Below are 22676 nucleotides of genomic sequence, written 5' to 3'. Positions count from 1 at the left end.
AAGCTTGGCGCGTCCTTATGCAGCCCGATGCTCGACTGCAGGGGCGGGTGTCACGGCATCCGTCTCCTGCTGCCGGCCGGTGGGCAGGCTCCATCCCTTGATAATGCCGTAGATGGCGGGGATGACCACCAGGGTCAGCAGGGTCGAGGACACCATCCCGCCGATCATGGGAACCGCGATGCGCTGCATCACCTCCGATCCGGCGCCCGTGCTCCACAGGATGGGGATGAGCCCGGCCATGATGGCGATGACCGTCATCATCTTGGGGCGAACCCGTTCCACGGCACCCAGCATGATCGCCTGCCGAAGATCCGCCCTGGTGAAAGGCTGGTCCTTGCGGGATCGCTCCGCCTTCACTTCGGCCAGGGCCTGCTGCAGGTAGATCAGCATGACGACGCCTGTCTCCGCTGCCACGCCGGCCAGGGCGATGAAGCCGACGGCAACTGCCACGGACATGTTGAAGCCGAGCCACCACATCAGCCAGATGCCGCCGACCAGGGCGAAGGGCAGCGACAGCATGACGATCAGCGTTTCCGTCAAGCTGCGGAAGTTGAGATAGAGCAGCAGGAAGATGATGAGCAGCGTGACCGGCACCACGATCTTCATCCGGGCTTCGGCCCGCTGGAGATATTCATATTGGCCGCTCCATCCGACCGAATAGCCCGGCGGCAGCACGATTTTCGCAGCCACGGCCTTCTGCGCCTCGGCGACATAGCCGCCGAGATCGCGCCCGTCGATGTCGACGAAGATATAGGTTGCGAGCTGGCCGTTCTCCGTGCGGATGGAGGTCGCACCCCGCGTCAGTTCGACCTTCGCCACCTCGCCCAGCGGGATCGTGCCACCACCCGGGAGGGGAACCTGCACGTCGGCGGCGATGGCCTGGCGGCTGGAGCGCAGATCGCGCGGATAGCGGATGTTCACGCCGTAGCGTTCCCGCCCCTCGACGGTCGTGGTCACGGTCTCGCCGCCGAGTGCCGTGGCGATGACGTCCTGGACATCGCCCACGGCGAGCCCGTAGCGGCCGAGTGCGTCCCGGTCCGGCACGATGTCGAGATAATAGCCGCCGATGACTCGCTCGGCATAGGCGCTGGAGGTGCCCGGCACGGTTTTGAGAATGGCCTCGATCTGGCGGGCGATCTTTTCCATCTCGGCGAGATCCGTGCCGAAGACCTTGACGCCGACCGGTGTTCGAATGCCGGTCGAGAGCATGTCGATACGGGCGCGGATCGGCATGGTCCAGGCATTCGATACGCCGGGAAATTGCAGGGCCTTGTCCATCTCGGACTTGAGGCCGTCGAGGGTGATGCCCGGCCGCCATTGCTCCTTGGGCTTGAGATTGATGATGGTCTCGAACATTTCGGTGGGTGCGGGATCGGTCGCCGTCATGGCGCGACCCGCCTTGCCGTAGACGGAGGCGACCTCGGGGAACGATTTGATGATGCGGTCCTGGATCTGCAGCAATTCACCGACCTTGGTGATCGAGATGCCCGGCAGGGTGGTCGGCATATACATCAGGGTTCCCTCGTCCAGCGACGGCATGAATTCGGAGCCGAGCTGGCGCGCGGGCCAGATGCTGACGGCCAGCGCCGCCACGGCGAGAATGATGGTGAGAATCTTGGCTTTCAGGACCCCGCGAATGACCGGTCGGTAGAGCCAGATCAGGAGACGGTTGATCGGATTCCTGTGCTCAGGAATGATCCTGCCGCGCACGAACACCACCATCAGTGCCGGCACCAGCGTGACCGACAGGAGGGCGGCGGCGGCCATCGCGAAGGTCTTGGTGAAGGCGAGCGGCCCGAACAAGCGCCCCTCCTGCGATTCCAGCGTGAAGATGGGAAGGAAGGAGACGGTGATGATCAGCAGGCTGAAGAACAGGGCCGGGCCGACCTCACTTGCCGCATTGACGAGGATCTGAACGCGGGACTGGCCGGGCGCAGCACGTTCGAGATGCTTATGCGCGTTCTCGATCATGACGATGGCGGCATCGATCATGGCGCCGACGGCAATGGCGATGCCGCCGAGACTCATGATGTTGGAGCCGAGGCCGATCAGCTTCATGGCGCCGAAGGCCATGAGAATGCCGACGGGCAGCATGAGGATGGCGACCAGGGCGCTGCGCAGGTGAAGCAGGAACACGATGCAGACGAGGGCGACGATCACGCTTTCCTCGAACAGCGTTCCCTTGAGCGTCTCGATCGCCGCCTCGATCAGGTGGGAGCGATCATAGACCGGGACGATCTCGGTTCCCTTGGGCAGGCTTGCCGCGATCTCCGCCAGGCGTTGCTTGGCATTGTCGATGACGGTCAGGGCATTGGCGCCGAAGCGCTGCAGGACGATACCACCAGCCACTTCTCCCTCGCCGTTGAGTTCGGTGATGCCGCGGCGCTCGTCCGGCCCGATTTCGACGCGGGCGACGTCCCTGAGACGAAGCGGTACGCCGGTGCTGGTCCTGAGCACGATGTTCTCGAGGTCGGCCGGTGATTTGACGTAGCCGCGGCCGCGCACCATGAATTCGAATTCGGAAAGTTCCAGCGTGCGCCCGCCTACGTCGCGATTGCTGGCCCGCACGGCGTCGCGCACCGTCGACAGGGAGATGCCCTGGGCTCGCAGCCGCAACGGATCCACCACGATGCTGTATTGCTTGACGAAGCCGCCGACGCCGGCGACCTCGGCCACGCCTTCCGCCTTGGAGGCGGCATAGCGCAGCTTCCAATCCTGCAGCGAGCGCAGTTCGGCAAGCGACATGTCCTTGGAAGTGACGGCATATTGATAGACCCAGCCGACCCCGGTGGCATCGGGACCGAGGCTTGGCGTTACGCCGGCGGGAAGGCGCTGCGCCGCTGCGTTGAGATATTCGAGAACTCGGCTGCGCGCCCAGTAGGGATCGGTACCGTCTTCGAAGATCACATAGACGAAGGAGACGCCGAAGAAGGAGAAGCCGCGCACTACCTTCGACTTCGGGACCGTCAGCATCGCTGTCGTCAGCGGATAGGTGACCTGGTCCTCGACGACCTGCGGGGCCTGGCCGGCATAATCGGTGTAGACGATGACCTGTACGTCGGAGAGATCGGGGATGGCGTCGAGGGGCAGGGCCTTCAGCGCGTAGAGGCCGGCCGCCACAGCAAAGGCGGTGCCGACGAAGATCAGCACGAGGTTGCGTGCAGACCAGGCGATCAGCCGGGCGATCATGGCGTGGCCTCCGGGCTGGTCATGCCGTTCAGCGCGGCCTTGAGGTTGCTTTCGGCGTCGATGAGGAAGGTTGCGGCCGTCACCACGCGGTCACCGGCCGCAACGCCGTCGCGGATCTCGACGAAGCCGCCGCCCTGGGCGCCGACTTTGACCTCTCGCGGTTCGAAACGCCCGTCTCCCCTGGCAAGGATAACCGTCTGGCGCGTGCCGGTGTCGATCACGGCGCTGTCGGAGACGGTCACGGCCTCCTTCGCGTCGCCGGTTGCGATGTCCACGTCGGCATACATGTCCGGCAGCAGAAGGTCTTCCGGGTTCTGCAACTCGATCCGCACCTTGGCGGTACGCGTCTCCTTGACCACTTCGGGATAGATCAGCGCGATCCGTCCCTCGAAGACGCGGCCGGGCAGACTGCGGATCCGGACGGTCGCAGGGGCTCCGGGCCTGATGGCGCCGAGCTGATATTCGGGCACATCGGCCAGCACCCACACGGTCGAGATGTCGGCGAGGCGGAAGAGGATGTCGCCGGGCGCGGCCTTCATGCCCTCGGTCGCATTGCGCTGGAGCACGATGCCGTCTCGCTGGGCTCGCCATGTCATTGCTGGCGGCACCTTCCGGTTTCGTTCGAGTTCGGCGATGGCTTCGGGAGGTACGCCGAGATTTTCCAGCCGCTGCCGTGCGCCGCCGCCCGTTCCGCCACGCCCGCCATTGCCAAGCTCGGTGAGGAACTGGGCGCCGGCAGCGGCGATTTCGGGCGAGTAGAGCTGAAGAAGCGGTTCGCCCCTGGCGATCCGATCGCCCGTCGTCACATCCGAGACCTTGGTGATGAAGGCATCCGAACGCGTGGCGACCACGCTGATGCGACGCTCGTCGAGCTGCACGCTGCCCGGGACGCGCACGGGCCGGACGAGGGCGCGCATTGCCGCGATCTCGGTACGGACGCCCGTCTGCTGCTGCCTGCCTGCTGCGACCTTGACGGTTCCCGTTTCCGGTCCTTCCCCGGCATGCACGGGGATGTAGTCCATGCCCATGGAATCCTTCTTCGGAACCGGTGACGTGTCCGCAAGGCCCATGGGGTTGCGGTAATAAAGGATGGGACGGGGGGCTGCGACGGCGGGTGCCGGGGCCGCGTCGGCAGGCTTCCCGTCGAAGCTTACCTCCTCGCTGGCGTGGACGGCGACGAAGTCGCGGCCATCGGCCGTTCTGGCCGGCGTTGCCGAATAGGCGGGAGATCCATCGGGGGCGCGATAATAGATCACCGGCCCTGCTGCCGCACTCGCCATGGGCGACGAAGGCCCGCCGGTCAGTGTGAGCATTTGCTGCCAGGCCGCAGCCGAGAGGGCCGGGCCATGCTGGCCTGCCCAATAGCCGCCTGTTCCGGCCGCGACGATCGCGATGAGGACGAGACTTGTTCGACCGACACGGCTCATGGCACGGCCTTGAAGACGAGCTTGCTTTCGAGCGTTCCGGTTTCGCCCTGGACCTTGGCGGCGAGCGACAGCCGCCAGCCGCCCTCCATGCTCAGCTTTGCCTTGAATCGATAGATGCCGGGTTCATCGGATGCGATGGCTTCGATCGGGGCCTTCATCGTGGCCATGCCGTCCGGCGCCATGTCGACGCGCTGGGTGAAAATCACCGCGTTGGGGACAGGCTGGCCGGAGCGCCTGTCGACGAGGCGTACGGCGATTTCCGATGTCTCGTTCAGCTTGATCTCGGGCCGGACGAGTTGAAATTCGTAGTCTGCGATATCGGCTTGTGCGGGGGAGGCGGTTGCGCAGGCAAGGCCGATCGCAGCCGCCAGGGCGATGCGGTTGGTGCCAAATGACGTCATGTCTGAAATATTCCCGATTCATCCCTGACCGGCGAACGTCTCCCAAGCCTTTGCGGTGCGCCGTAATCGACGAAAAACGCAAGGACGCGTCGGAGCGAAAGCCGGGATCGACAGGCGTTACGCCTGGACCCGCTTTGCTCTGGAGGAGGTTCGACGGCTGCTAATGCTGTCCGGCCCCGAAGGCGCCGGACGGACTGCCCCAGTACGGGGCGCGGATGAATTCAGGCGCGGGGAGGACGGTCCGGCGGCGCCGTGATGAAGGGCGTCCTGTCCAGGTCGTTGCCGGGCGGGGCGAGGCGGCTGGTCTCGAAGAGAGGTGCTTGGGCCATTACCGCGATCGGGTCACCGGGGGCGCATTTGGCCATGCAGACGATCGCCACCGGGCAGGACTTCTGCCCTCCGGGCAGCGAGGGGTTCTGTTCGGGGCAGCATGGCATGTCGGAAGCCATGGCTGCCTGGCTCACCGCGTGCGACGGCACGGCCGCCATGGCGGCCGAGAAGGGCGCCATCGGAGCGCTCAGCAGGCTTGCGATCATGACGATCGAGAGCATGCGGGAAAGGAGATGCCAGCAGGTCACGCCAGAGTGATGTCACGGGCTGGGGGAAATGAGAAGTCCTGCCCTGATCACATTCTCGTCGGTGACCCGCTCTGCCATTCTTAGTAGTACAGTTGCGGTTTCGTTCGAAGGGGATTTGGAGTGTCAGCCTCCTGGCTGACATCTTGAAACGAAGTGCTTGCCGACAAGTAAGATGTCAGCCAGGAGGCTGACACTCCACATGTCTCGCGCCCCATTATGCAAACGCAACTGTAGTATTAGCCGCCAACCATCAGCTTGACGATCTCGTCATGGTTGGTCTCGGCGATCTTGCGCTCGCCCGCCAGGGTGCCGCGGCGCAGGACCACGATGCGGTCGGAAACGGCGAAGATGTCCTGCAGATTATGCGAGATGAAGATGATGCCGCGGCCCTGGGCCTTGAGGGTCTTGATGAGGGAAACGACCTTGCGCTGCTCGGGTACGCCCAGCGCGGCGGTCGGCTCGTCCATGATCAGCACCTGCGCGTTCCAGTAGACGGCCCGGCCGATGGCGACAGCCTGGCGCTGGCCGCCCGAGAAGTTGCCGACGGGGGCATCGAGGCGCGTCACGTGGAAGTCGAGCTGCGCCATGGTTTCCTGCGCCGCCTTGGCCATCTTCTTGCGGTCGAGCACGGGCAGGAAGCCGAAGGCCTTGGTCATCGGCTCGCGTCCCAGGAAGATGTTGGCGCCGATGGAGAGATTGTCGGCCAGAGCGAGGTCCTGGTAGATTGTCTCGATGCCGTGGCCGCGCGCGGCTTCGGGCGTGGCGAACTTCACCACGTCGCCTTTCAGGCGGATCTCGCCGCCATCAGCCTGGTAGACGCCGGAGATCGTCTTGATCAGTGTCGACTTGCCGGCGCCATTGTCGCCGGCAAGGGCAACGACTTCGCCGGCATTGAGCTGCAGTGAGACGCCGTTGAGGGCGGTGACGCCGCCGAAATGCTTGGAGACGTCGCGTATGTCGAGGAGGGGCTGGGTGCTCATGAACGGCGGCCTCCGGCGATGGAGCGCTGGGCCTGGTCGACCAGCACGGAAACAATGATGACGACGCCCACCGAGACGAATTGCCAGAAGGGCTCGACATTGATGTAAACGAGGCCGAACTGGATCACGGCGATGACGAGAGCCCCGGCCAGCGTGCCGGAGATCGAGCCCGAGCCGCCGAACAGGCTGGCGCCGCCGATCACCACGGCGGCGATCGAGTCGAGCAGGAGCGGCTCGCCGGCTTGCGCCGCGCCGGCGGTGAAACGGGCGGCATAGAGCACGCCGCCGATGCCGGCGCAGACGGCCGACAGGACATAGAGCTTGCGGGTGTGCCTGGAGACATTGATGCCGGCGCGAAGCGCAGCCTGCTCGCTGGCGCCGATGGCGTAGGTATGCTGGCCGAAGCGCGTCTGCGAAAGCAGATAATGCATGGCGATCAGGAAGAGGGCGGCGACGATGACCACGACGGGCACACCATAGAAGCGGCCATTGCCGAGCGCCGCGAACCAGGCGTTCGAAACCGGAACGGTGGTGCCACCGGCCAGCAGATAGGCGATGCCGCGAGCCACGCCATACATGCCCAGCGTGCCGATGAAGGGAGGGACCCGGAGCTTGGAAATCAGCAGGCCGTTGATATAGCCGGGGATGGTGGCGACGGCGACGCCGGCCACGATGCCGACCAGCATGGCCGGGAAGGGCGGCATGGAGGCGCCCATGAGATTGGCCGTGTGGGCTGCCACCACCGCCGACAGTCCCATGATGAAGCCGATCGACAGGTCGATGCCGCCCGAAATGATCACGAAGGTGGAACCGAGGGCCAGCAGGAGCGGTGCGACGGCATAGATCGAGATCGATTGCAGCGTCGGGACCGAGAACACGAAGGTCGAGCCATAGGCGATCCGGGCCCAGCATTCGAAGAAGACCAGGAGCAGGACCAGGAAGAGCCAGGCCCTGAGCTCTGCGATGCGCAGAAGGATGGGATGGGGGCCTGCCGCGGGCTGCGCCCGGCTGAGGGAAGATTGGGCTGCCGACATCAGGCGCTCCGTTCAGGGGTCATGGAGAGGCCGCCGGGCCGGAGCGTCCTGCTCCAAGGGCTCCGGCGGCGCAGATGCGGGAAGGGCCTCATTCCTTATAGATGAAGGCGGCAACTTCCGGCTTGTCGACGTTGGACTTGTCCATCACGGTGAAGCCCGTGCCGATCGAAGCAGGGATCGACTGGCCGGTGAGATGGGCATAGGCGGAGAGCACGCCGAAATAGCCGATCTCGGCCGGATGCTGCGCGATGGCGATGTCGACCAGGCCCGACTTGATGTTGTCAACGATCGAAGCCGGGGCGTCGAAGGCGGCGACGCGGACCTTGCCGCTCTGGCCGGCCTGCTGCACGCCATTGGCGGCACCGAGTGCGGAGAACAGATTGGCGCCGAAGACGCCAGCGAGGTCGGGATTGCGCGCGAAGACCGACTGCATCTGCGAGGCGGCCTTGTTGGCGTCGTTGTCGTTGAATTGGGTTTCTAGGACAGTGATGTTGGGGTAGTTCTTCATCTCGTCCTTGAAGCCTTCCTCGCGCTGATCCGTGGTCGAGATGCCCGGCTTCACGTTGGAGACGTAGACCTTGCCCTTCTCATCGATGGCCTTGGCGAGGGCACGGGCCGCGATGCGTCCGCCCAGAATATTGTCCGAGGCGACATAGGAGAGCGGGAAGTCGGCGTCACCCGCGCCGGTCTGGTACTTGCCGGTGCCGATGAAGGTATCGACGGTGATCACCGGAATGCCGGCATCGGCGGCTTTCTTGAGGGGCTGCACGAGCTGCACCTTGTCGGTCGGTGCGATCAGGATGGCGTCGGGCTTGCGCGCGATGACGGCATCGAGCACGGGCGTCTGCGTCACCGGGTTGAAATCGGGCGCACCCTGGAACACCAGCTCGGCTCCCACCACCTTGGCAGCCGCCTCAGCGCCCTTGCGCATGGAGATATAGAAGGCGTCGGTGGTCAGGCCCGGGATGAGGGCGATGGTATATTTCTTGTCCTGGGCTTGCGCCGGGGCGGCAAGCACGCTGGCCCCGATGGCGAGAGCCGCGAGGGCCGTAAGCAATTTCCTCATATCGTTTCCTCGGTTTGACGAAGGGGTCGATCCCTCCGGCGCGGATCCTCCTCTAACGCGAGGTATCCTGCCGGCTACGGCGGACAGGGCCGCCGATCGAGTTGAGGAAAGGATGCCGGGTAAACGGCCGGGCACGGCAGGTGCGGTGCGCCTGCGGTGCCATCTCCCTCCCTGAATTTGTTTTTGTCTTTTATGAATTGTCAGACTATGGTTTCGTGCCGTAGGCGTCAATTAAAGATATTGCGCGTGATAAAATTGACGAAATACCGCTTTGCGAATTGGAGGAAATGCAGAATAATATATTGAAAAACAATGATAATTTATAATGTGAAATGAAGCGGTATCGAATTCGATTGTCTCAATTTTACGGCATGTAAAAAACAAAATTGTTTGCTCGTGTAAAGATTTGAGGCAATTCGAGTGGAAGGGAGCGCCAGGACGGTGCGAAAGATCAGGAACATGGCCGAGTTCGCCGAACTCAGCGGGATCTCGCGGCCGACGGTGTCGAAATATTTCAACGACCCGGGCAGCGTCCGCAAATCGATCCGCATCCGTATCGAGAGGGCCCTAGCCAAATATGACTATCGGCCGAATCTGTTCGCGGTGAACCTCAATCGCAAGCGGCCCAAGATCATCGGCGTGATCGTGCCCGACACCTCGGACATGTTCTATTCGGAGATGGTGCGACACATCGAGCGGCGCTGCGCGCAGGACGGTTACTTCGTGCTGGTGCTCTCCTCGCGCGGGGATGCCTTGCATGAGGCCCGCTCGGTGGAGACGCTGCTTTCGCTCAAGATTGCCGGCGCGATCATCGCCCCCCTCGGCGCCTACACCGATGCGACGCGGATGGAGACCCTGCGCGCCCATATTCCCGTGGTCTATCTCGATTCCTCGCTGCAGGACGGCTCGCCCTTCGTCGGCACCGACAATGAGCAGAGCATCGGCCTGATCACCGATTATCTCTGCCGCACGGGGACGCCACCCAGCTTCTTCGAAATGCCGGCGGTCAATCACAATGCTGCCGAGCGCAGCAATGCCTATGTCCAGGCGATGGAGCGGCTTGGCTTCCAGCCGGAGATCGTCACCGTGGCGGGCAAGCCGGATTGGCGTTTCGAGGAAATCGCCTATGCCGAAGCCCTGCGAGTGATCGACGGGGCGGGATTTCCGACCTCGACGGTGCTGTGCGCCAATGACCGCATCGCCGTGGGGGTGATGGCCGCCGCCTTCCAGCGTGGCCTGAAGGTCGGGCGCGAGGCCGATTGCCGGCTGCGAGTCGCCGGCCATGACGACCAGCCCTATAGCCGCTTCGGCTGTCCGCCCTTGACCACAGTGGCGCAGGACTTTTTCCGCCTCGGCAATCTCGGCGTCGAACTGTTGCTCGCCCAGGTCGAGGGCGAAGAACCTTCACAGGGGCAGCAGCAATTGCGGCTCGGTGCCCAATTGATGATGCGGGCCTCGGCCTGATTGCGATCCTCATTTCACGGAGACCCGACATGACCACCCTTCTCGACCTGGCTCCCGCACGGCGCTCCGGAAAGCCACGGGGCATCGCTTCGATCTGTTCGGCTCATCCGGACGTGATCGGGACGACGCTGGCGCATGGCCGCGAGCGCGGACGCGAGGTTCTGATCGAGGCGACTTGCAACCAGGTGAACCAGGAGGGCGGCTATACCGGCATGACGCCGGCCGATTTCAGGCGTTTCGTGTTCGAGAAGGCGAAAGCGGCCGGCTATGATACCGCCAAGCTGATCCTTGGCGGCGATCATCTCGGCCCCAATCCCTGGCGCCAGTTCGAGGCGGAAGAGGCGATGGCCAAGGCCGAGGCGATGATGGCGGCCTATGTCGCGGCGGGCTTCGGCAAGATCCATCTCGATGCCAGCATGGGCTGCAAGGGCGAGCCCGAGGCGCTCGACGACGAAACCACCGCCGGGCGCGCTGCCCGCCTCACACGGGTGGCGGAACAGACCGCGCGCGACAACGGCCTGCCTCCGCCGGTTTATATCATCGGCACCGAAGTGCCGGTGCCGGGCGGCGCCTGGCACGCGCTCGACGGCCTGCAGCCGACCGCCGCGGGCGCGGCGCGGCAGACCATCGAAACCCACCGGACCATCTTTCGCCAGCAAGGCGTCGAGGCGGCGCTCGACCGCGTGATCGGCCTGGTGGTGCAGCCCGGCGTCGAGTTCGGGCATGAGGAGGTGGTGGTCTACCAGCCCGACAAGGCCCGTGACCTCGTTGGCGTGCTGGACAACGAACCTTCCCTCGTGTTCGAAGCCCATTCCACCGACTACCAGCCGCGGGAGAAGCTAACGAGGCTGGTAGCCGACGGCTTCGCCATCCTCAAGGTCGGGCCCGGCCTGACCTTTGCCTGGCGCGAGGCGCTCTATGGCCTCGATCTCATCGCCGGGGAACTCGATGCCTCCTATGGCGAGCGCTCGCTGGCCAAGGCGATGGAAGCCCTGATGCTGGCCGAGCCCGGCTACTGGCAACGTTATTATCAGGGCGATGCCGCCAGCCAGCATGTGCTGCGCCACTACAGCTACAGCGACCGCATACGCTATTACTGGCCGCATCCGGTCGCGGCCGCCGCTGTGGCACGTTTGTCGCAGGCGCTGGCGGGGCGCGCCTTGCCGCCGACCCTGGTGCATCAGTTCGTGGCAGCCGTGACGGGGCATGAAGGCCCGCTCGACATGGCGACCTGCCTCTCTCTGGCCATACGCGCGGTACTGGATGATTATGCCGAGGCGACAGCGGCACAGTGAGTCGGTGCCGGTATTCGGTAGTAACAAAGCCGTGAGACCGACCGTAGAGAGGATGGCGCGTGCATAATCCCATGCGCGAAGAGGAGTGGGCGACATGGTTGCGGCAGTCGATCGCCGGGGATGCACCGGCCTATCGGCGGTTCCTGCAGGCTGTGACGCCCTATCTACGCGGGACGGCGCGTCGTTATTGCGAGCGCTTCGGCGCGCCGCCGGCGGAAATCGAGGATGTCGTCCAGGAAGTGATGCTCGCCATTCACCTCAAGCGCGGAACCTGGGATTCCTCGCGCCCGCTCGGTCCCTGGTTGTCGGCGATCGTGCGCAACAAGATGATCGATACCATGCGCCGCAGGGGGCGGCAGGTGATGGTGCCGATCGAGGACGTGATCGAGGTTCTCGAGGCGGAGGAGCCGGCATCAGGACTGTCACAGCATGAGGCCGAGAAAATGCTGGCGCATCTGAAACCGCCGCAGCGGGACATCGTGGAAGGCATCTCCCTCGGTGGCGTCAGCATCCGGGAGATGGCTGCACGGCTGTCGATGACGGAGGTAGCCGTCCGCGTCGCCCTGCATCGGGGCCTCAAGAAGCTCGCAGTGCTCTATCGGAGTGACCAGTCGTGAAGACCGACGATCTCATCAATGCCATTTCCGAGGATGCGCCGATCAGATGGTCCCTCGGCAGGGGTTTTGCGTTGGCGGTGATCGTCGGTACGGCTTTTTCGGCCGTGCTTTTCTTCGTGGGGTTCCGACCCCGTCCCGATATCGCTGCAGCCGCCGAGACGTGGCGCTTTCTGTTCAAATTTGTGGTGACGGCGTCCCTGGCCGTTTCGGCCGGTGGCCTGATCCTGCGCCTGGTCCGGCCGGGCGCGGGATCAGGGGGATGGCGCCTTGCCTTGATCGTTGCGCCCCTGCTCCTGGCCGCCGCAGTCGCTGTGGAATTGATGGTCATGCCGTCCGCGAGCTGGGGAGCGCGCTGGATTGGCGTCAATGCCCGTTACTGCCTGATGCTGATACCCTTGCTGGCGCTCGGGCCGCTGGCCTGCATTCTCTATGCCCTGCGCCAGGGCGCGCCCGAGAACCCCGGCAGGGCCGGAGCGGTGGCAGGCCTGGCCGCCAGCGGTATCGCCGCAACCCTTTACGCCAGCCATTGCGTGGATGACAGCCCGCTTTTCGTCGCCACCTGGTACAGTCTGGCGACGGGCATCGTCACTGTCGTGGGATATCTTGTCGGCCGTCGTCTGCTGCGCTGGTAAGCGGGCATCACGCCGTGACATCGGTAGCCGTCGCGGCGATGTGAGTCTTCCGAACATTCAAGCAATATATTGATATTGTTGAATTTTGTTCGATTTAAAATCTGTCCTCGACGACGAGGGAGTTCGCCGGAAATCATCGCCGGGTGGCCTCGCCGCCTCATCATGAAGCGGATGATTTGGTTCGAGTTTTACGGTTGTCATGTCGTAAAGACTGGCTTTTTCTGAAGCGTCTAGCCGTTCGCTCGATGCCGCTGCAGCGCCTGGATATAGGTGAGGAAGAGTTCGCGCTCCGAGGTGATGTCCAGTTTTTCGTAGATGCGCAGCCGGTGGTTCTTCACCGTGCCGCGCTGCAGCTTGAGACGCTGGGCGATGGTGGCGGTGGGGTGTCCTTCGAGCACCAGCTTGACGATATCGATCTCCCGAGGCGTGAGGGTCGGATTGAGCTCGGAGATGATCGCCTGGTCGTAATCTGTTGAAGAGGACGCCGATTTCTCCACCGTGAAAAGCCAGCCCTCCGGCGCGGAACTATGGGCCGGCGAGATCCGAGTCCTGTGCAGAACGGTGGCGTCGTCCAGTACAGCCTCGCCGGCATTCTCGGCCGTCAGCCGTTCGACGGCGCGCCGCAGGTTGGTATTCCGGCTCTCCAAGTCCCGCCAGGCCTCGGATGCGTGAATGACGCAGCCTTCGAGATCGCGCAGCATGATGGCCAGCGGCAGCGAGACGCCGCCTGCGCCGCGCCCGATCGCGGCCGCAAGGACGGCATTGACATGCGCGCTCTCCAGCCCGGCGAACAGGGGGTAGAAATCCTCCATCGCCGCTCGCTCGCTCTCGAGGAAACGGCCGATACGGCGTTCGAGAAACAGGGCGACGCTGGCCCGTCCCATCGCAGGCAGGAAGTAGCCGAGTTCGTCGGTGATGCTGGATTCCTGCAGGAATTCGCGGACATAGCGGCTCTGCCGGGTTGCCGTGGCCGGGAACATGTCGAGGCTGACCACGCCCGGCCGTTCGGTTTGCGCCCAATAGCGATGGAACGGGTCGAAGACGTGGAAGGTCGTCTCATATTGGCGGGCCAGGGCATCCGAGAAGCCGTGATGCATGAGGAAGCTCGGCCGGCCGACCGCCGAGTAGCGCACCATGGTGGCGATGTCGTGCGAGACCAGGGAACGAAAGGCCGCAAGCAGGGCGGCATAGAAGTCGGATGTTCCCACCAGCCGGGCGGCCTCTCCGATAGCGGCATTGACGGTAGCAAGCGGCAGGCCGGAGGCGATCAGGGTCGATTTCATCCGAAGCCTTCCACGCCGAAGTGACGCTCGGCTATAAGCGTTATCTTACAATAAGTGAGACGCTGCCTTTGTCGTGCCCGGGCTTGACCCGGGCATCCAGCGGCCCCGACTTCGATAACCGGAAGGGGGCTGGATTGCCGGGTCAAGCCCGGCAATGACAAAGGCCGAGCCAATTCAATACGTTTATTGACCGGCGAACTCGTAGCCGAAGGGGAGGGTAGCGTTCCCTGAAGCTCTCTACCAGAGCGCGCCTCCGGTGATCTGGATGTTTTCGGCGGTGATGCCCTTCGCAGCCTCGCTGCAGAGAAAGACTGCGAGACCAGCCACTTCGCCGGGTTGGATGATGCGCTGCTGCGGGTTCTGGCCGGCAATCCGCGCCATGGCGCTTTCCAGGCTTTCTCCCTTGCCTTCGCGCTCGGCGACCTGGGCGACGTTGCGGCGCATCAGCTCGGTCTCCACCCAGGTCGGCGAGATCATCACGGCCGTGACACCATGCGGTGCCCCTTCCAGTGCCACGCAGCGTGTCAGGCCCAGCAGGCCGGACTTGGAGGCGCAATAGGCCGGGTTGTCCTTCCAGCCGACACTGGCGGCCGTCGAACCGATATTGATGATGCGCCCCCAGCCACGCGCGATCATGCCCGGCAGGAGGCTGCGTGTGGTGCGAAAGGCCCCGGTGAGGTTGGTGTCGAGGATCTTCTCCCAGAGCGCGTCGGAATGACCGCTGATAGGCTGCTCGGCCGTGGTGCCGGCCGCATTCACCAGGATGTCGATGGGGCCGCAGGCGGCTTGTGCGGCCTGGATGAAGGCGTCGATGACCTCGCTGGAGCGCACGTCGAGATGGCCGGCATGCACCTTGACGCCCTCGGCCTCGAGCATGGCGCGTACGCGCTGCAGCTCGGCCTCAGCGGGATAGGCAGCGGCATCGCCCTGGCGCGCGCCTTCGCCGATATAGGAACCGACCGCGACATTGGCACCGGCTCCAGCTAGAGCCTGGGCGATGGCAAGGCCCTGGCCGGTGAGGCCGCCGGTGATCAGGGCGGTACGCCCTTTCAAGCTGGTCATGGTCTTCCCTTATGGCCGAATGAATTCACGGGCCTCGGCCTCGTGATACGACTTCGTTCCGCGATAATATTGCAACGATGCGTCGCTCCAGGGCTGATAATCCCAGGGCGTGACCTTGCCGGTGGTCAGTGCCTTGTAGACGAGGCGGCGCCGACGCTGGCTGGCGATGATTTCCCGCTTGAGCCTCGGCATGTCCCATCGGCGCTCGACGTCGCCGAGCATGTCTCGCACCACGTCCGCATGACCACTATCTCCCGCAAGGTCATGCATCTCGTCCGGATCGGCTTCCATGTCGAAGAGCTGGGGCGGATCGTGCTCGACATAGGTGAATTTGTAGCGGCCCTTGCGCAGCATCACATAGGGGGCCGCCACGCCTTCCGACATCAATTCGCTGACGGCGATGCGATCGTCTGCATCCTGCCTTAGGAGGGACAGCAGGCTGCGCCCGTCGGGGCGCTCGGGGTAATCGTTCCATTCCGGGCCGGCGGCGATCTCGACCAGGGTCGGCAGGATATCGACGAGCGAAGCATTCGCCTTGATGCGGGCGCCCGCCGGCACGTTGGGACCGGCCATAAGCAGCGGCACGCGCGACGACCAGTCGTAGAAGCTCATCTTGTACCAGAGGCCGCGCTCGCCGAGCATGTCGCCATGATCGGCGAGGAAGATCACGATGGTGTCCCGGCCTTGCCCGGAGCGTTCGAGCGCATCGAGCACCTCGCCCACACGCTCGTCGAGATAGGACACGCTGCCGTAATAGGCATGGCGTGCCGTGCGCACATGTTCGTCGCCGACGCCGAACTCGCCGCGATCATATTGTTCCCACAGGCGCCGGGAATGGGCGTCCCGCTGGGCCGGCGGAATGAAGGGCACGCGGGGCATGTCGATCTTGTCGTGATCGTAGAGGTCCCAGAAGCGCTGCGGCGTCACATAGGGATCGTGCGGATGGGTGAAGGAGGCAACGAGCAGGAAGGGGCGATCGTCGCTATCGCGCGCCTGATCGAACAGCCAGCGCCGGGCATTGTGGGCGACCTCCTCGTCATAGTCCTGCTGCAGGGCCCGTTCGGCGATGCCGGCATCGCTGACGTTCTTCATGTTGTGGAACCAGTCCATGGTCCGCCAGGGATCGTCCCAGTCGGCCGTCCAGTTGAAGTCGGACGGGCAGATATCGGTCGTCACCCGTTCTTCGAAGCCGTGCAACTGATCTGGCCCGATGAAATGCATCTTGCCCGACAGGCAGGTCCGGTAGCCGAGCACGCGCAGATAATGGGCGAAGGTCGGAACATCGGACGGGATCTGCGCGGCATTGTCCCAGGCCTGAATGTTCGAGCACAGCCTCCCCGTCATCAGCGCCAGCCGCGCGGGGGCGCAGAGGGGAAAGCTGGAGTAGAAATTGTCGAAGACCGCACCGCCCTTGGCGATGCGGTCGAGGTTGGGGGTCTTGACGATCGGGTGGCCGTAGACGCCGAGCGCCGGAGCGCCCAGTTGGTCGGCCATCAGGATGAGAATGTTGGGCCGCCTGCTCACCGGTTCCCTCCCTCCGGTTCGAGAGGCCGCTTGAGCCAGTCGCGGTAGAAGCCTTCCAGGTCCGGCTCGAAGTCATGGACGATGGGATAGCCGGGGGCCGCCGCCTCGACTTCGTGCAGCGTGCCGCAGGACTGGCAGAGGAATTCGCGGATCTCCATCCATTCCGGATCGGGAATATCGGAATTGGGGTAGATCTCGCGCAGGGCCTCCCTGGTCCGGCGCACCCGGATATGCGCGCCGAGCTTCCAGTTCTTCCTGTAGTGCCCGAACTCCTGGCCGCATTCGCATTTGGTGACTCGGCCATTCGGGGTGTCGGCGATGAAGAGGTGGTCGCCGACCGGCAGCAGGATCGGGTCCTTCCAGGCCATCCGCTCCTGCAGGACCTGGATATAGGTCTGGAAACGGTCATCGTCCTTGTAGGCGCTCATGATCTGCCGGGTCTGGTGCCAGGGCAGGGTGCCTGCAACGAGTTCGCGAATGGTTTCCTTGGGATAGCTGGACATGCTGACCTCAGTAGTGAACCGTGAAGGAGGCGTCGAGGCCCCAGAACTTGCGGAAGTCGGCGGCAAAGCGCGGCGAGAGCTTCATCGCATTGGCGTGCATCTTGGCGACCTCGGGCGCGAAGTCGCTGGCGGCGACGCGCTTGGCCTCCTCGGCGATCCAGGCCGAGACAGGCACTGAAGTCGTGATGCGTTCGGCCCGCATCTTCTCGCGCAAGGCGGCGGTGGCGGTGAGATCGGCCTCCAGCCGATCCGTCTGCGGGACTTCTCGGATGACGATGCCGAATACCTGCTCGGCCGCCTCCGGGGTGAGGAAGCCGTTCTCCACATCCTGTGTGGTCTTGACGGGATCGCGCTCCAGTACGTCCCCGTAACCACCGCCGCCATTATAGGAGTGGGTGAAGATATCGCCGGACTTGTGCGGCGCGGTGATGTAGGGGCCTTCCTCGGTGACGTGCCGGCCCTCGACCAGTTTTTCCAGGTCCGAATGGGCCGGGTCGGTGCCGATGGTATGAGGCAGGGGCCGCTTCTCGGCGATGATCTCGGCGAGATTGGTATCGCGCACGGCCCGGTGCATCTGGCAGGTCGGTGCGGGATAGCCGCCGCACAGCCCGCCATTGTCGAAGACGCGCGAGGAATGCTCGGAGGTGACCAGGCGCAGATGGTTGGACTTGCTCACCAGCCAGGTCGAGATGAAGGCGCAGCCGCCGCGATATTTGCCGGCGCCTCCGGAGTTGGGCAGGATCGAACGGCCGATATAGAGCATCGGCATGTTCTGTTCCCAGATCTCGATATTGCCCATGTCGGATTCGGGGTTCCAGCCGACATAGGCGGTGTCGAGCCCGTCCTTGATGGCGAGAGCGCCGGAGCCGGCGGCGGCGCATTCGAAATGAGCCATGCCGAACAAAGTGCCGTATTGGCTTTCGCCGCCCATCTCGATCATCGGGGAGTTGACCTGACCGACGAACACCTCCTCGATGAAGCCCCGGGCGAGGAAGCCGCGCGAGAGCAGGCGCTGGAACACGCCATAGGCGGGCAGCAGCAGGGCCCAGGAGGTCGCCGTCGCCACCATCTCGTTGTCGGGATTGGTCCAGGTGCCCTTGGGGATCTTCAGCTCGGTGGCAAGCCAGGCGCCGTCATTCACCAGCCCCTCGAAGTTCATGTGCTGGGTGAGGGTGACGAACATGCCGCCATCCATGCCGGCCGGCGTGCAGTTCATCGAGTGGTAGCCCCAGGGCTGGGTGCCCTCGAAGTCGAGCTTGATCTTGCCCTCGGTGGTGATCTCCATCTCCACCGGGATGTTGTAGAGCCAGTTGGGGTCGGCCAGCGGCTGGAAGCCCGGCTTGCCCTCGGTGACATGGCCATAGAAGGTGTGGCCGCGATAGATGCCGGGCACGGTGAGCTGGCGCGTGCGGGCCAGCTGCGAAAGCCGGCCTTCCTCGATGAATTCCTTGGAGATCTGCTTCCAGTAGTCGAGACCGATCTCGTCGACGAGGGCGATGAGGTTCTCGCGCATGTCGATGCAGGAAGCGACCTTGGCCTTCTCGTCCAGCACCCAGTAGATCGGCATGCGCAGATTGCGCTCGCAGCGGATGACGTAGTCGCGCCGGATCTCGTCATTTTCGCCGATCTTTTCGGCGCAGACGAACAGGCCCTCGGTGAAGCGCTCCTGCGCGAGGCAGACGTCGCCACCGGGGGTGATGCCGCCGGCTTCAAGCTCGTGGCAGACGGCGCCAGCCCAGCCGATCAGTTCGCCGGAATGGAAGATCGGCACCACGTCCATCACGTCAGGCACCTGCACCGTGCCGATGAAGGCGTCGTTGTTGGCGAAGATGTCGCCCGGGCGGATGCCGGGATTGGCCTCGTAACCCTCGCGGATCATCCATTTGATGAAGCGGCTCATGGTGTGGACATGCACCATGATGCCGTTGGAGAGTGCGATGGCATCACCCTCCGGCGTGTAGATGGCAACCACCATCTCGCCGACCTCACGCACGCCGGGCGAGGCGGAGATGCGGCGCGCCATTTCACGGGCGGAGACACAGAAGGCGCGCAGCTTGGTGTGGAGGGTCTCGAATTTCAGCGGATCCTGCCTGCGCAGCTGCAGTGCGGTGATGCCGTCATAGCAGCCGGTCTCCTCCATCAGACGCTCGGATTCGAGCATCCTTTCGCGAAGCGGCATGTGGGCTTTCACGTGGTCCAGCATGGTGTCCTCATCTTCCACCCTCCCCCTGGAGGGGGAGGGTCGAGGCGAAGCCTCGGGGTGGGGTGGCGGGGCGACATATCCAAGATGCCGCATGGATCTTGCTTGCTCGACGGGTGGAGATTCTCACCCCACCCCGGACCTTCGGTCCGACCCTCCCCCTCCAGGGGAGGGTAGAGACGTCAGCCGTGGCGGTAATGCAGGAGGGTCCATTCGTCGACGAAGACGCTGTCGCCGGGGTGGACCACCAGGGTGGTGGCGGGGTGTTCGATGATTGCCGGGCCCTTCACCTCGTGGCCGGGCTGCAGATCGTCCATCTCGTAGAGATCCGCCTTGTGCCAGCGTCCGCCGAGATAGGCTTCGCGGCGGCCCTTATGCGCGGCAGCGGGATCGGCGCCGCCGAGCAGGCGCTTGACCAGCACCGGCTTGACCTTGTCGGCGGTGGCGATCAGGCCGAGCTCCATCACCGAATAGCCGACGGCGCCATAGCGCGAGACCCGATGATTGATCTTGCCGTAGACGGTTTCGAAGGCCTCGATGATCCGGCGCATGTCGTCGGCGGTCTGGGCCTGGTCGAGCGGGGCGGCGACCTCGACGTCTTCGAGCTGGCCGGTATAGCGCATCATCAGGAAGGGAACGGTGCGGACCTTCTCGCGCGGATGGCCATCGGCCACCATCTCCGCGATCGCGGCTTCCCGCAGTTCCTTCCAGACGCCTGAGATGCGTGCGGCATGAGCGGCCAGTTCGTCCTCGCCGGCGGCACTGGGAATGTCGATCTGGGTGGAGATCGAGTGGCGGCGCATATAGTCGGCCGTGGTGCAGCCAAAGGCCGAGAAGGCGGCGGCGAACTGGAAGGTGATGATGTCGCGAAAGCCGATGCCGCGGCTGCAACCGGCCAGGTGCAGCGGCCCCGAGCCGCCATAGGAGAGCAAAGTGAATTCGGAAGGGTGGATGCCCTGGCCGGAGATCACGCGCCGCAGGGCGTTGTTGGCGTCGTCCTCCAGCATGTGGATCATGCCCTCGGCGGCTTCATGCAGGGGCACGCCGAGGACGTCGGCGCATTGCTCCTTGAAGGCCTTGGTCGCCTTCTCGACGTCGAGCTTCACCTTGCCGCCGAGGAAATAGTCGGGGTTGAGACGGCCAAGTATGGCGTCGCAATCGGCAATGGTCGGGCGGGTACCGCCCCGATTGAAGCAGATCGGCCCGGGATCGGAACCGGCGCTCTCGGGACCGAGGCTGATCTTCCGGGTCAGCGGGTCGACCTTGAGGATCATGCCGGCCCCGGCGCCGATGGTATCGAGATGCAGCGTCGGCACGTTGAGCTTGAACCGATCCATGATCGGCTCGTTCTCGATGCGGGTCTGGCCGCGGGTGATCACCCCCATGTCGAAAGAGGTGCCGCCCATGTCCGAGCAGATCAGCGAGTCGTTGCCGATCAACTTGCCGACATAGGCGGCACCGAGAATGCCGCCGATCGGGCCGGAGATCATGGTCTCGTGCAGGCGGGGATGATCGATCGAGGTGAGGCCGCCGAAGGAGAGCAGGGTCTGCACGCGATAGCGGTAACCGTGCTTCTTCGAGATGTCCTCGATGCCTTTCAACTGCTTGCGCCCGCGCGAGGTGGCATAGGCCTCGATCAGCACCGAGTTGAGACGGGACTGCTCGCGGATGACGGGGCGCACCTCATGGCTGGTATAGACCAGGATCTCGGAGCCCGCTTTGGCGATCTCCTCTCGGGCGATCTCGGCGATGCGCTTTTCGTGCGTGGGATTGACGTGGGAGAACACCGTCATGATGCAGATGGCGTCGACCTTGTCGGCGATCAGCTTGCGTACGGACGCCACGACTTCGTGCTCGTAGAGCGGGATGATGATATCGCCGAACTGGTCGACACGCTCGGTCACGCCATGGGTGCGCCGGCGCGGCACCAGGGGATCCGGGTGGTGGTGGGTGATCGCATGCAGGCGATCGGCATAGGAATAGTCGGCCCAGGCCTGCAGGCCGCGGCCCATCAGGATCATATCCTCCAGGCCCTTGGTGGTAATCAGGCCGAGCTTGCGTCCCGTGCGCGAAAGCAGGGTGTTGAGCATGCCGGTGCCGGAGTAGAGCACCACGTCGATGCCGGAGAACAGATCGTCCAGCGAGATGCCCCAGGCCTCGGCCGCATCGGCGGCTGAGATAATGAAGCCTTCCGATTCGTCGCGCGGCGTGGTCGCCGCCTTGCCGATCTTGAAGTGGCCGTTGCCGTCGACCAGGATCGTGTCGGTCATGGTGCCGCCGGCATCGATGCCGATGACGATGGGGTTGCCGATTGTCTGCGCGCCTGCCGTTGTCATCGCTGTTCCCGTCCCAGATGAGGTTGGGAACAGGCTAGGCGGGGGACGGCGCGATCCGCCATGTGCCTGCGGTCACTATTCGGGCGGACGCCGGCCGATATTCGCTCTCGGCTACCTGTTCTGATAGATCGCCAGATTTGTATAAGCCGCTGACAGCAGTGGGGTTTCCATTCCAGCCTTCTGCGCGCGCGCCAACAGATCCCCGATGATCTGGTCCGCCTCGATCGGCGCGCCCTTCTGCAGGTCGCGATACATGGAGGAAGCCATGGCCGAGCCCTTCTGGGTCAGCATCGAGCGTGCCATGTTCAGGATGGGCTCGCCCGGCAGCTTACCCACGGCTTTCACCACGCTCACCACCTCGTCGAAGAAGCGCAGCACGAAGGCCAGGCCGCCGGGTGCCGCCTCGATCTCGCCAACCGAGCCGCGCATCAGGCAGCAGATGCCGCCCAGGCTGGCGAGTGTGATCCATTTGCCCCACATGTCGCGCTCGATATCTTCGGAAAGCTTGGCGTTGAAGCCGGCCTCCTGCATGGTCGCATCGACCGTCTCGATGCGTTTGGACCGTTCGCCGCTCATCTCGCCATAGATGAGGTTGTGCATGGGCGTGAGCTGTACGATGCGATCCTCGTCGTCGACGGTGGCGGCGATCAGGCAGACGCCGCCGAGCAGCGCCTTTTCGCCGAAGCGGGCCTTGATGACATCGACGTGGCGCATGCCGTTGAGAACCGGCAGGATCATCGTTTCGGAAGCGATGGCGGGTGCGATGTCATCGAGCGCGGCCTCCAGCCCGTAGGCCTTCACGGTAAGCAGCACGAGGTCGTAGGGCTCGGCGATACCGCCACTGGTAACCAGCTTTGGTGCCAGCTCGGCATTGCCGAAGGGGCTGACGATCCTGAGACCCTCCGTCCGCAACTTTTCCGCCCGCGCGGGGCGAACCAGGAAGGTGACGTCACGGCCCGCTTGCATTAGCCGGCCGCCAAAATAGCCGCCTGTCGCTCCGGCACCGACAACCAGGATGCGCATGGTCACTCCGCCATTGGTGGCCGTATTCGTGCCTGAGGGTATAGGTCCCCGCGGGTTCGCAG

General features: G+C 64.2%; 18 protein-coding genes. 4 read left to right on the top strand and 14 right to left on the bottom strand.

Features of this window, described 5'->3' with window-relative positions:
* Positions 1-15: 15 nt before the first annotated feature.
* From ABXS05_RS04785 to ABXS05_RS04755, 7 genes are all read right to left on the bottom strand, one after another.
* Positions 16-3189 (bottom strand): efflux RND transporter permease subunit, encoded by a 3174-nt coding sequence (locus tag ABXS05_RS04785; RefSeq protein WP_367623107.1) that lies wholly within the window; start codon positions 3187-3189, stop codon positions 16-18.
* Positions 3186-4616 (bottom strand): efflux RND transporter periplasmic adaptor subunit, encoded by a 1431-nt coding sequence (locus ABXS05_RS04780; RefSeq protein ID WP_367623106.1) that lies wholly within the window; start codon positions 4614-4616, stop codon positions 3186-3188. Before ABXS05_RS04780 ends, ABXS05_RS04785 begins: the two co-directional genes overlap by 4 nt.
* Positions 4613-5017: a FixH family protein gene (locus ABXS05_RS04775; RefSeq protein ID WP_367623105.1), complete on the bottom strand. Its 405-nt coding sequence runs from the start codon at positions 5015-5017 to the stop codon at positions 4613-4615. The genes ABXS05_RS04780 and ABXS05_RS04775 overlap by 4 nt, the downstream gene beginning before the upstream one ends.
* Before the next feature lie 221 nt (positions 5018-5238).
* Positions 5239-5568 (bottom strand): hypothetical protein, encoded by a 330-nt coding sequence (locus ABXS05_RS04770; RefSeq protein ID WP_311935228.1) that lies wholly within the window; start codon positions 5566-5568, stop codon positions 5239-5241.
* A gap of 263 nt (positions 5569-5831) precedes the next feature.
* A complete protein-coding gene (locus ABXS05_RS04765) occupies positions 5832-6575 on the bottom strand; it encodes an ATP-binding cassette domain-containing protein (RefSeq protein WP_311935226.1) in 744 nt (247 codons plus the stop codon).
* Entirely contained in the window at positions 6572-7609 is a 1038-nt protein-coding gene (locus tag ABXS05_RS04760; RefSeq protein WP_311935224.1) for an ABC transporter permease subunit, read from the bottom strand. Before ABXS05_RS04760 ends, ABXS05_RS04765 begins: the two co-directional genes overlap by 4 nt.
* An 88-nt stretch (positions 7610-7697) precedes the next feature.
* Positions 7698-8675: an ABC transporter substrate-binding protein gene (locus ABXS05_RS04755; RefSeq protein WP_311935222.1), complete on the bottom strand. Its 978-nt coding sequence runs from the start codon at positions 8673-8675 to the stop codon at positions 7698-7700.
* Positions 8676-9134: 459 nt separating this feature from the next.
* Here ABXS05_RS04755 and ABXS05_RS04750 point away from each other — a divergent pair, with 459 nt between their 5' ends.
* The 4 genes from ABXS05_RS04750 to ABXS05_RS04735 all read left to right on the top strand — a co-directional run bounded on the left by ABXS05_RS04750 (position 9135) and on the right by ABXS05_RS04735 (position 12683).
* Positions 9135-10139, top strand: a complete 1005-nt coding sequence (locus tag ABXS05_RS04750) for a LacI family DNA-binding transcriptional regulator (RefSeq protein WP_311935217.1) — start codon at positions 9135-9137, stop codon at positions 10137-10139.
* Between the two features lie 29 nt (positions 10140-10168).
* Positions 10169-11434 (top strand): D-tagatose-bisphosphate aldolase, class II, non-catalytic subunit, encoded by a 1266-nt coding sequence (locus tag ABXS05_RS04745; RefSeq protein ID WP_367623104.1) that lies wholly within the window; start codon positions 10169-10171, stop codon positions 11432-11434.
* A gap of 71 nt (positions 11435-11505) precedes the next feature.
* On the top strand, positions 11506-12051 hold the full coding sequence (locus ABXS05_RS04740; RefSeq protein WP_437178635.1) for a sigma-70 family RNA polymerase sigma factor: 546 nt from the start codon (positions 11506-11508) through the stop codon (positions 12049-12051).
* Positions 12048-12683, top strand: coding sequence for an NrsF family protein (locus tag ABXS05_RS04735; RefSeq protein WP_311935212.1), 636 nt, complete (start codon positions 12048-12050; stop codon positions 12681-12683). Before ABXS05_RS04740 ends, ABXS05_RS04735 begins: the two co-directional genes overlap by 4 nt.
* 230 nt (positions 12684-12913) lie before the next feature.
* On the opposite strand, the gene ABXS05_RS04730 is transcribed toward ABXS05_RS04735, so the two are convergent.
* The 7 genes from ABXS05_RS04730 to panE all read right to left on the bottom strand — a co-directional run bounded on the left by ABXS05_RS04730 (position 12914) and on the right by panE (position 22614).
* Entirely contained in the window at positions 12914-13966 is a 1053-nt protein-coding gene (locus tag ABXS05_RS04730) for a helix-turn-helix transcriptional regulator (RefSeq protein ID WP_367623102.1), read from the bottom strand.
* A gap of 237 nt (positions 13967-14203) precedes the next feature.
* A complete protein-coding gene (locus tag ABXS05_RS04725; protein WP_367623101.1) occupies positions 14204-15028 on the bottom strand; it encodes an SDR family NAD(P)-dependent oxidoreductase in 825 nt (274 codons plus the stop codon).
* A 9-nt stretch (positions 15029-15037) separates the two neighbouring features.
* Positions 15038-16552, bottom strand: a complete 1515-nt coding sequence (gene betC / locus ABXS05_RS04720; protein WP_367623100.1) for a choline-sulfatase — start codon at positions 16550-16552, stop codon at positions 15038-15040.
* Positions 16549-17055 (bottom strand): acetone carboxylase subunit gamma, encoded by a 507-nt coding sequence (locus ABXS05_RS04715; RefSeq protein WP_367623099.1) that lies wholly within the window; start codon positions 17053-17055, stop codon positions 16549-16551. The genes betC and ABXS05_RS04715 overlap by 4 nt, the downstream gene beginning before the upstream one ends.
* Positions 17056-17062: 7 nt before the next feature.
* The gene (locus ABXS05_RS04710; protein WP_367623098.1) at positions 17063-19258 is read right to left on the bottom strand and encodes a hydantoinase B/oxoprolinase family protein; all 2196 of its coding nucleotides are present in this window, start codon (positions 19256-19258) and stop codon (positions 17063-17065) included.
* 179 nt (positions 19259-19437) lie between these two features.
* Positions 19438-21591, bottom strand: a complete 2154-nt coding sequence (locus tag ABXS05_RS04705; RefSeq protein WP_367623097.1) for a hydantoinase/oxoprolinase family protein — start codon at positions 21589-21591, stop codon at positions 19438-19440.
* Positions 21592-21702: 111 nt separating this feature from the next.
* Positions 21703-22614 (bottom strand): 2-dehydropantoate 2-reductase, encoded by a 912-nt coding sequence (gene panE, locus ABXS05_RS04700; RefSeq protein WP_367623096.1) that lies wholly within the window; start codon positions 22612-22614, stop codon positions 21703-21705.
* Positions 22615-22676 lie beyond the last annotated feature (62 nt).

Origin of the sequence: Labrys neptuniae (assembly GCF_040797145.1) — a bacterium.
GTDB lineage: Bacteria > Pseudomonadota > Alphaproteobacteria > Rhizobiales > Labraceae > Labrys > Labrys neptuniae.
This window is presented reverse-complemented; position numbering and strand designations above follow the sequence as displayed.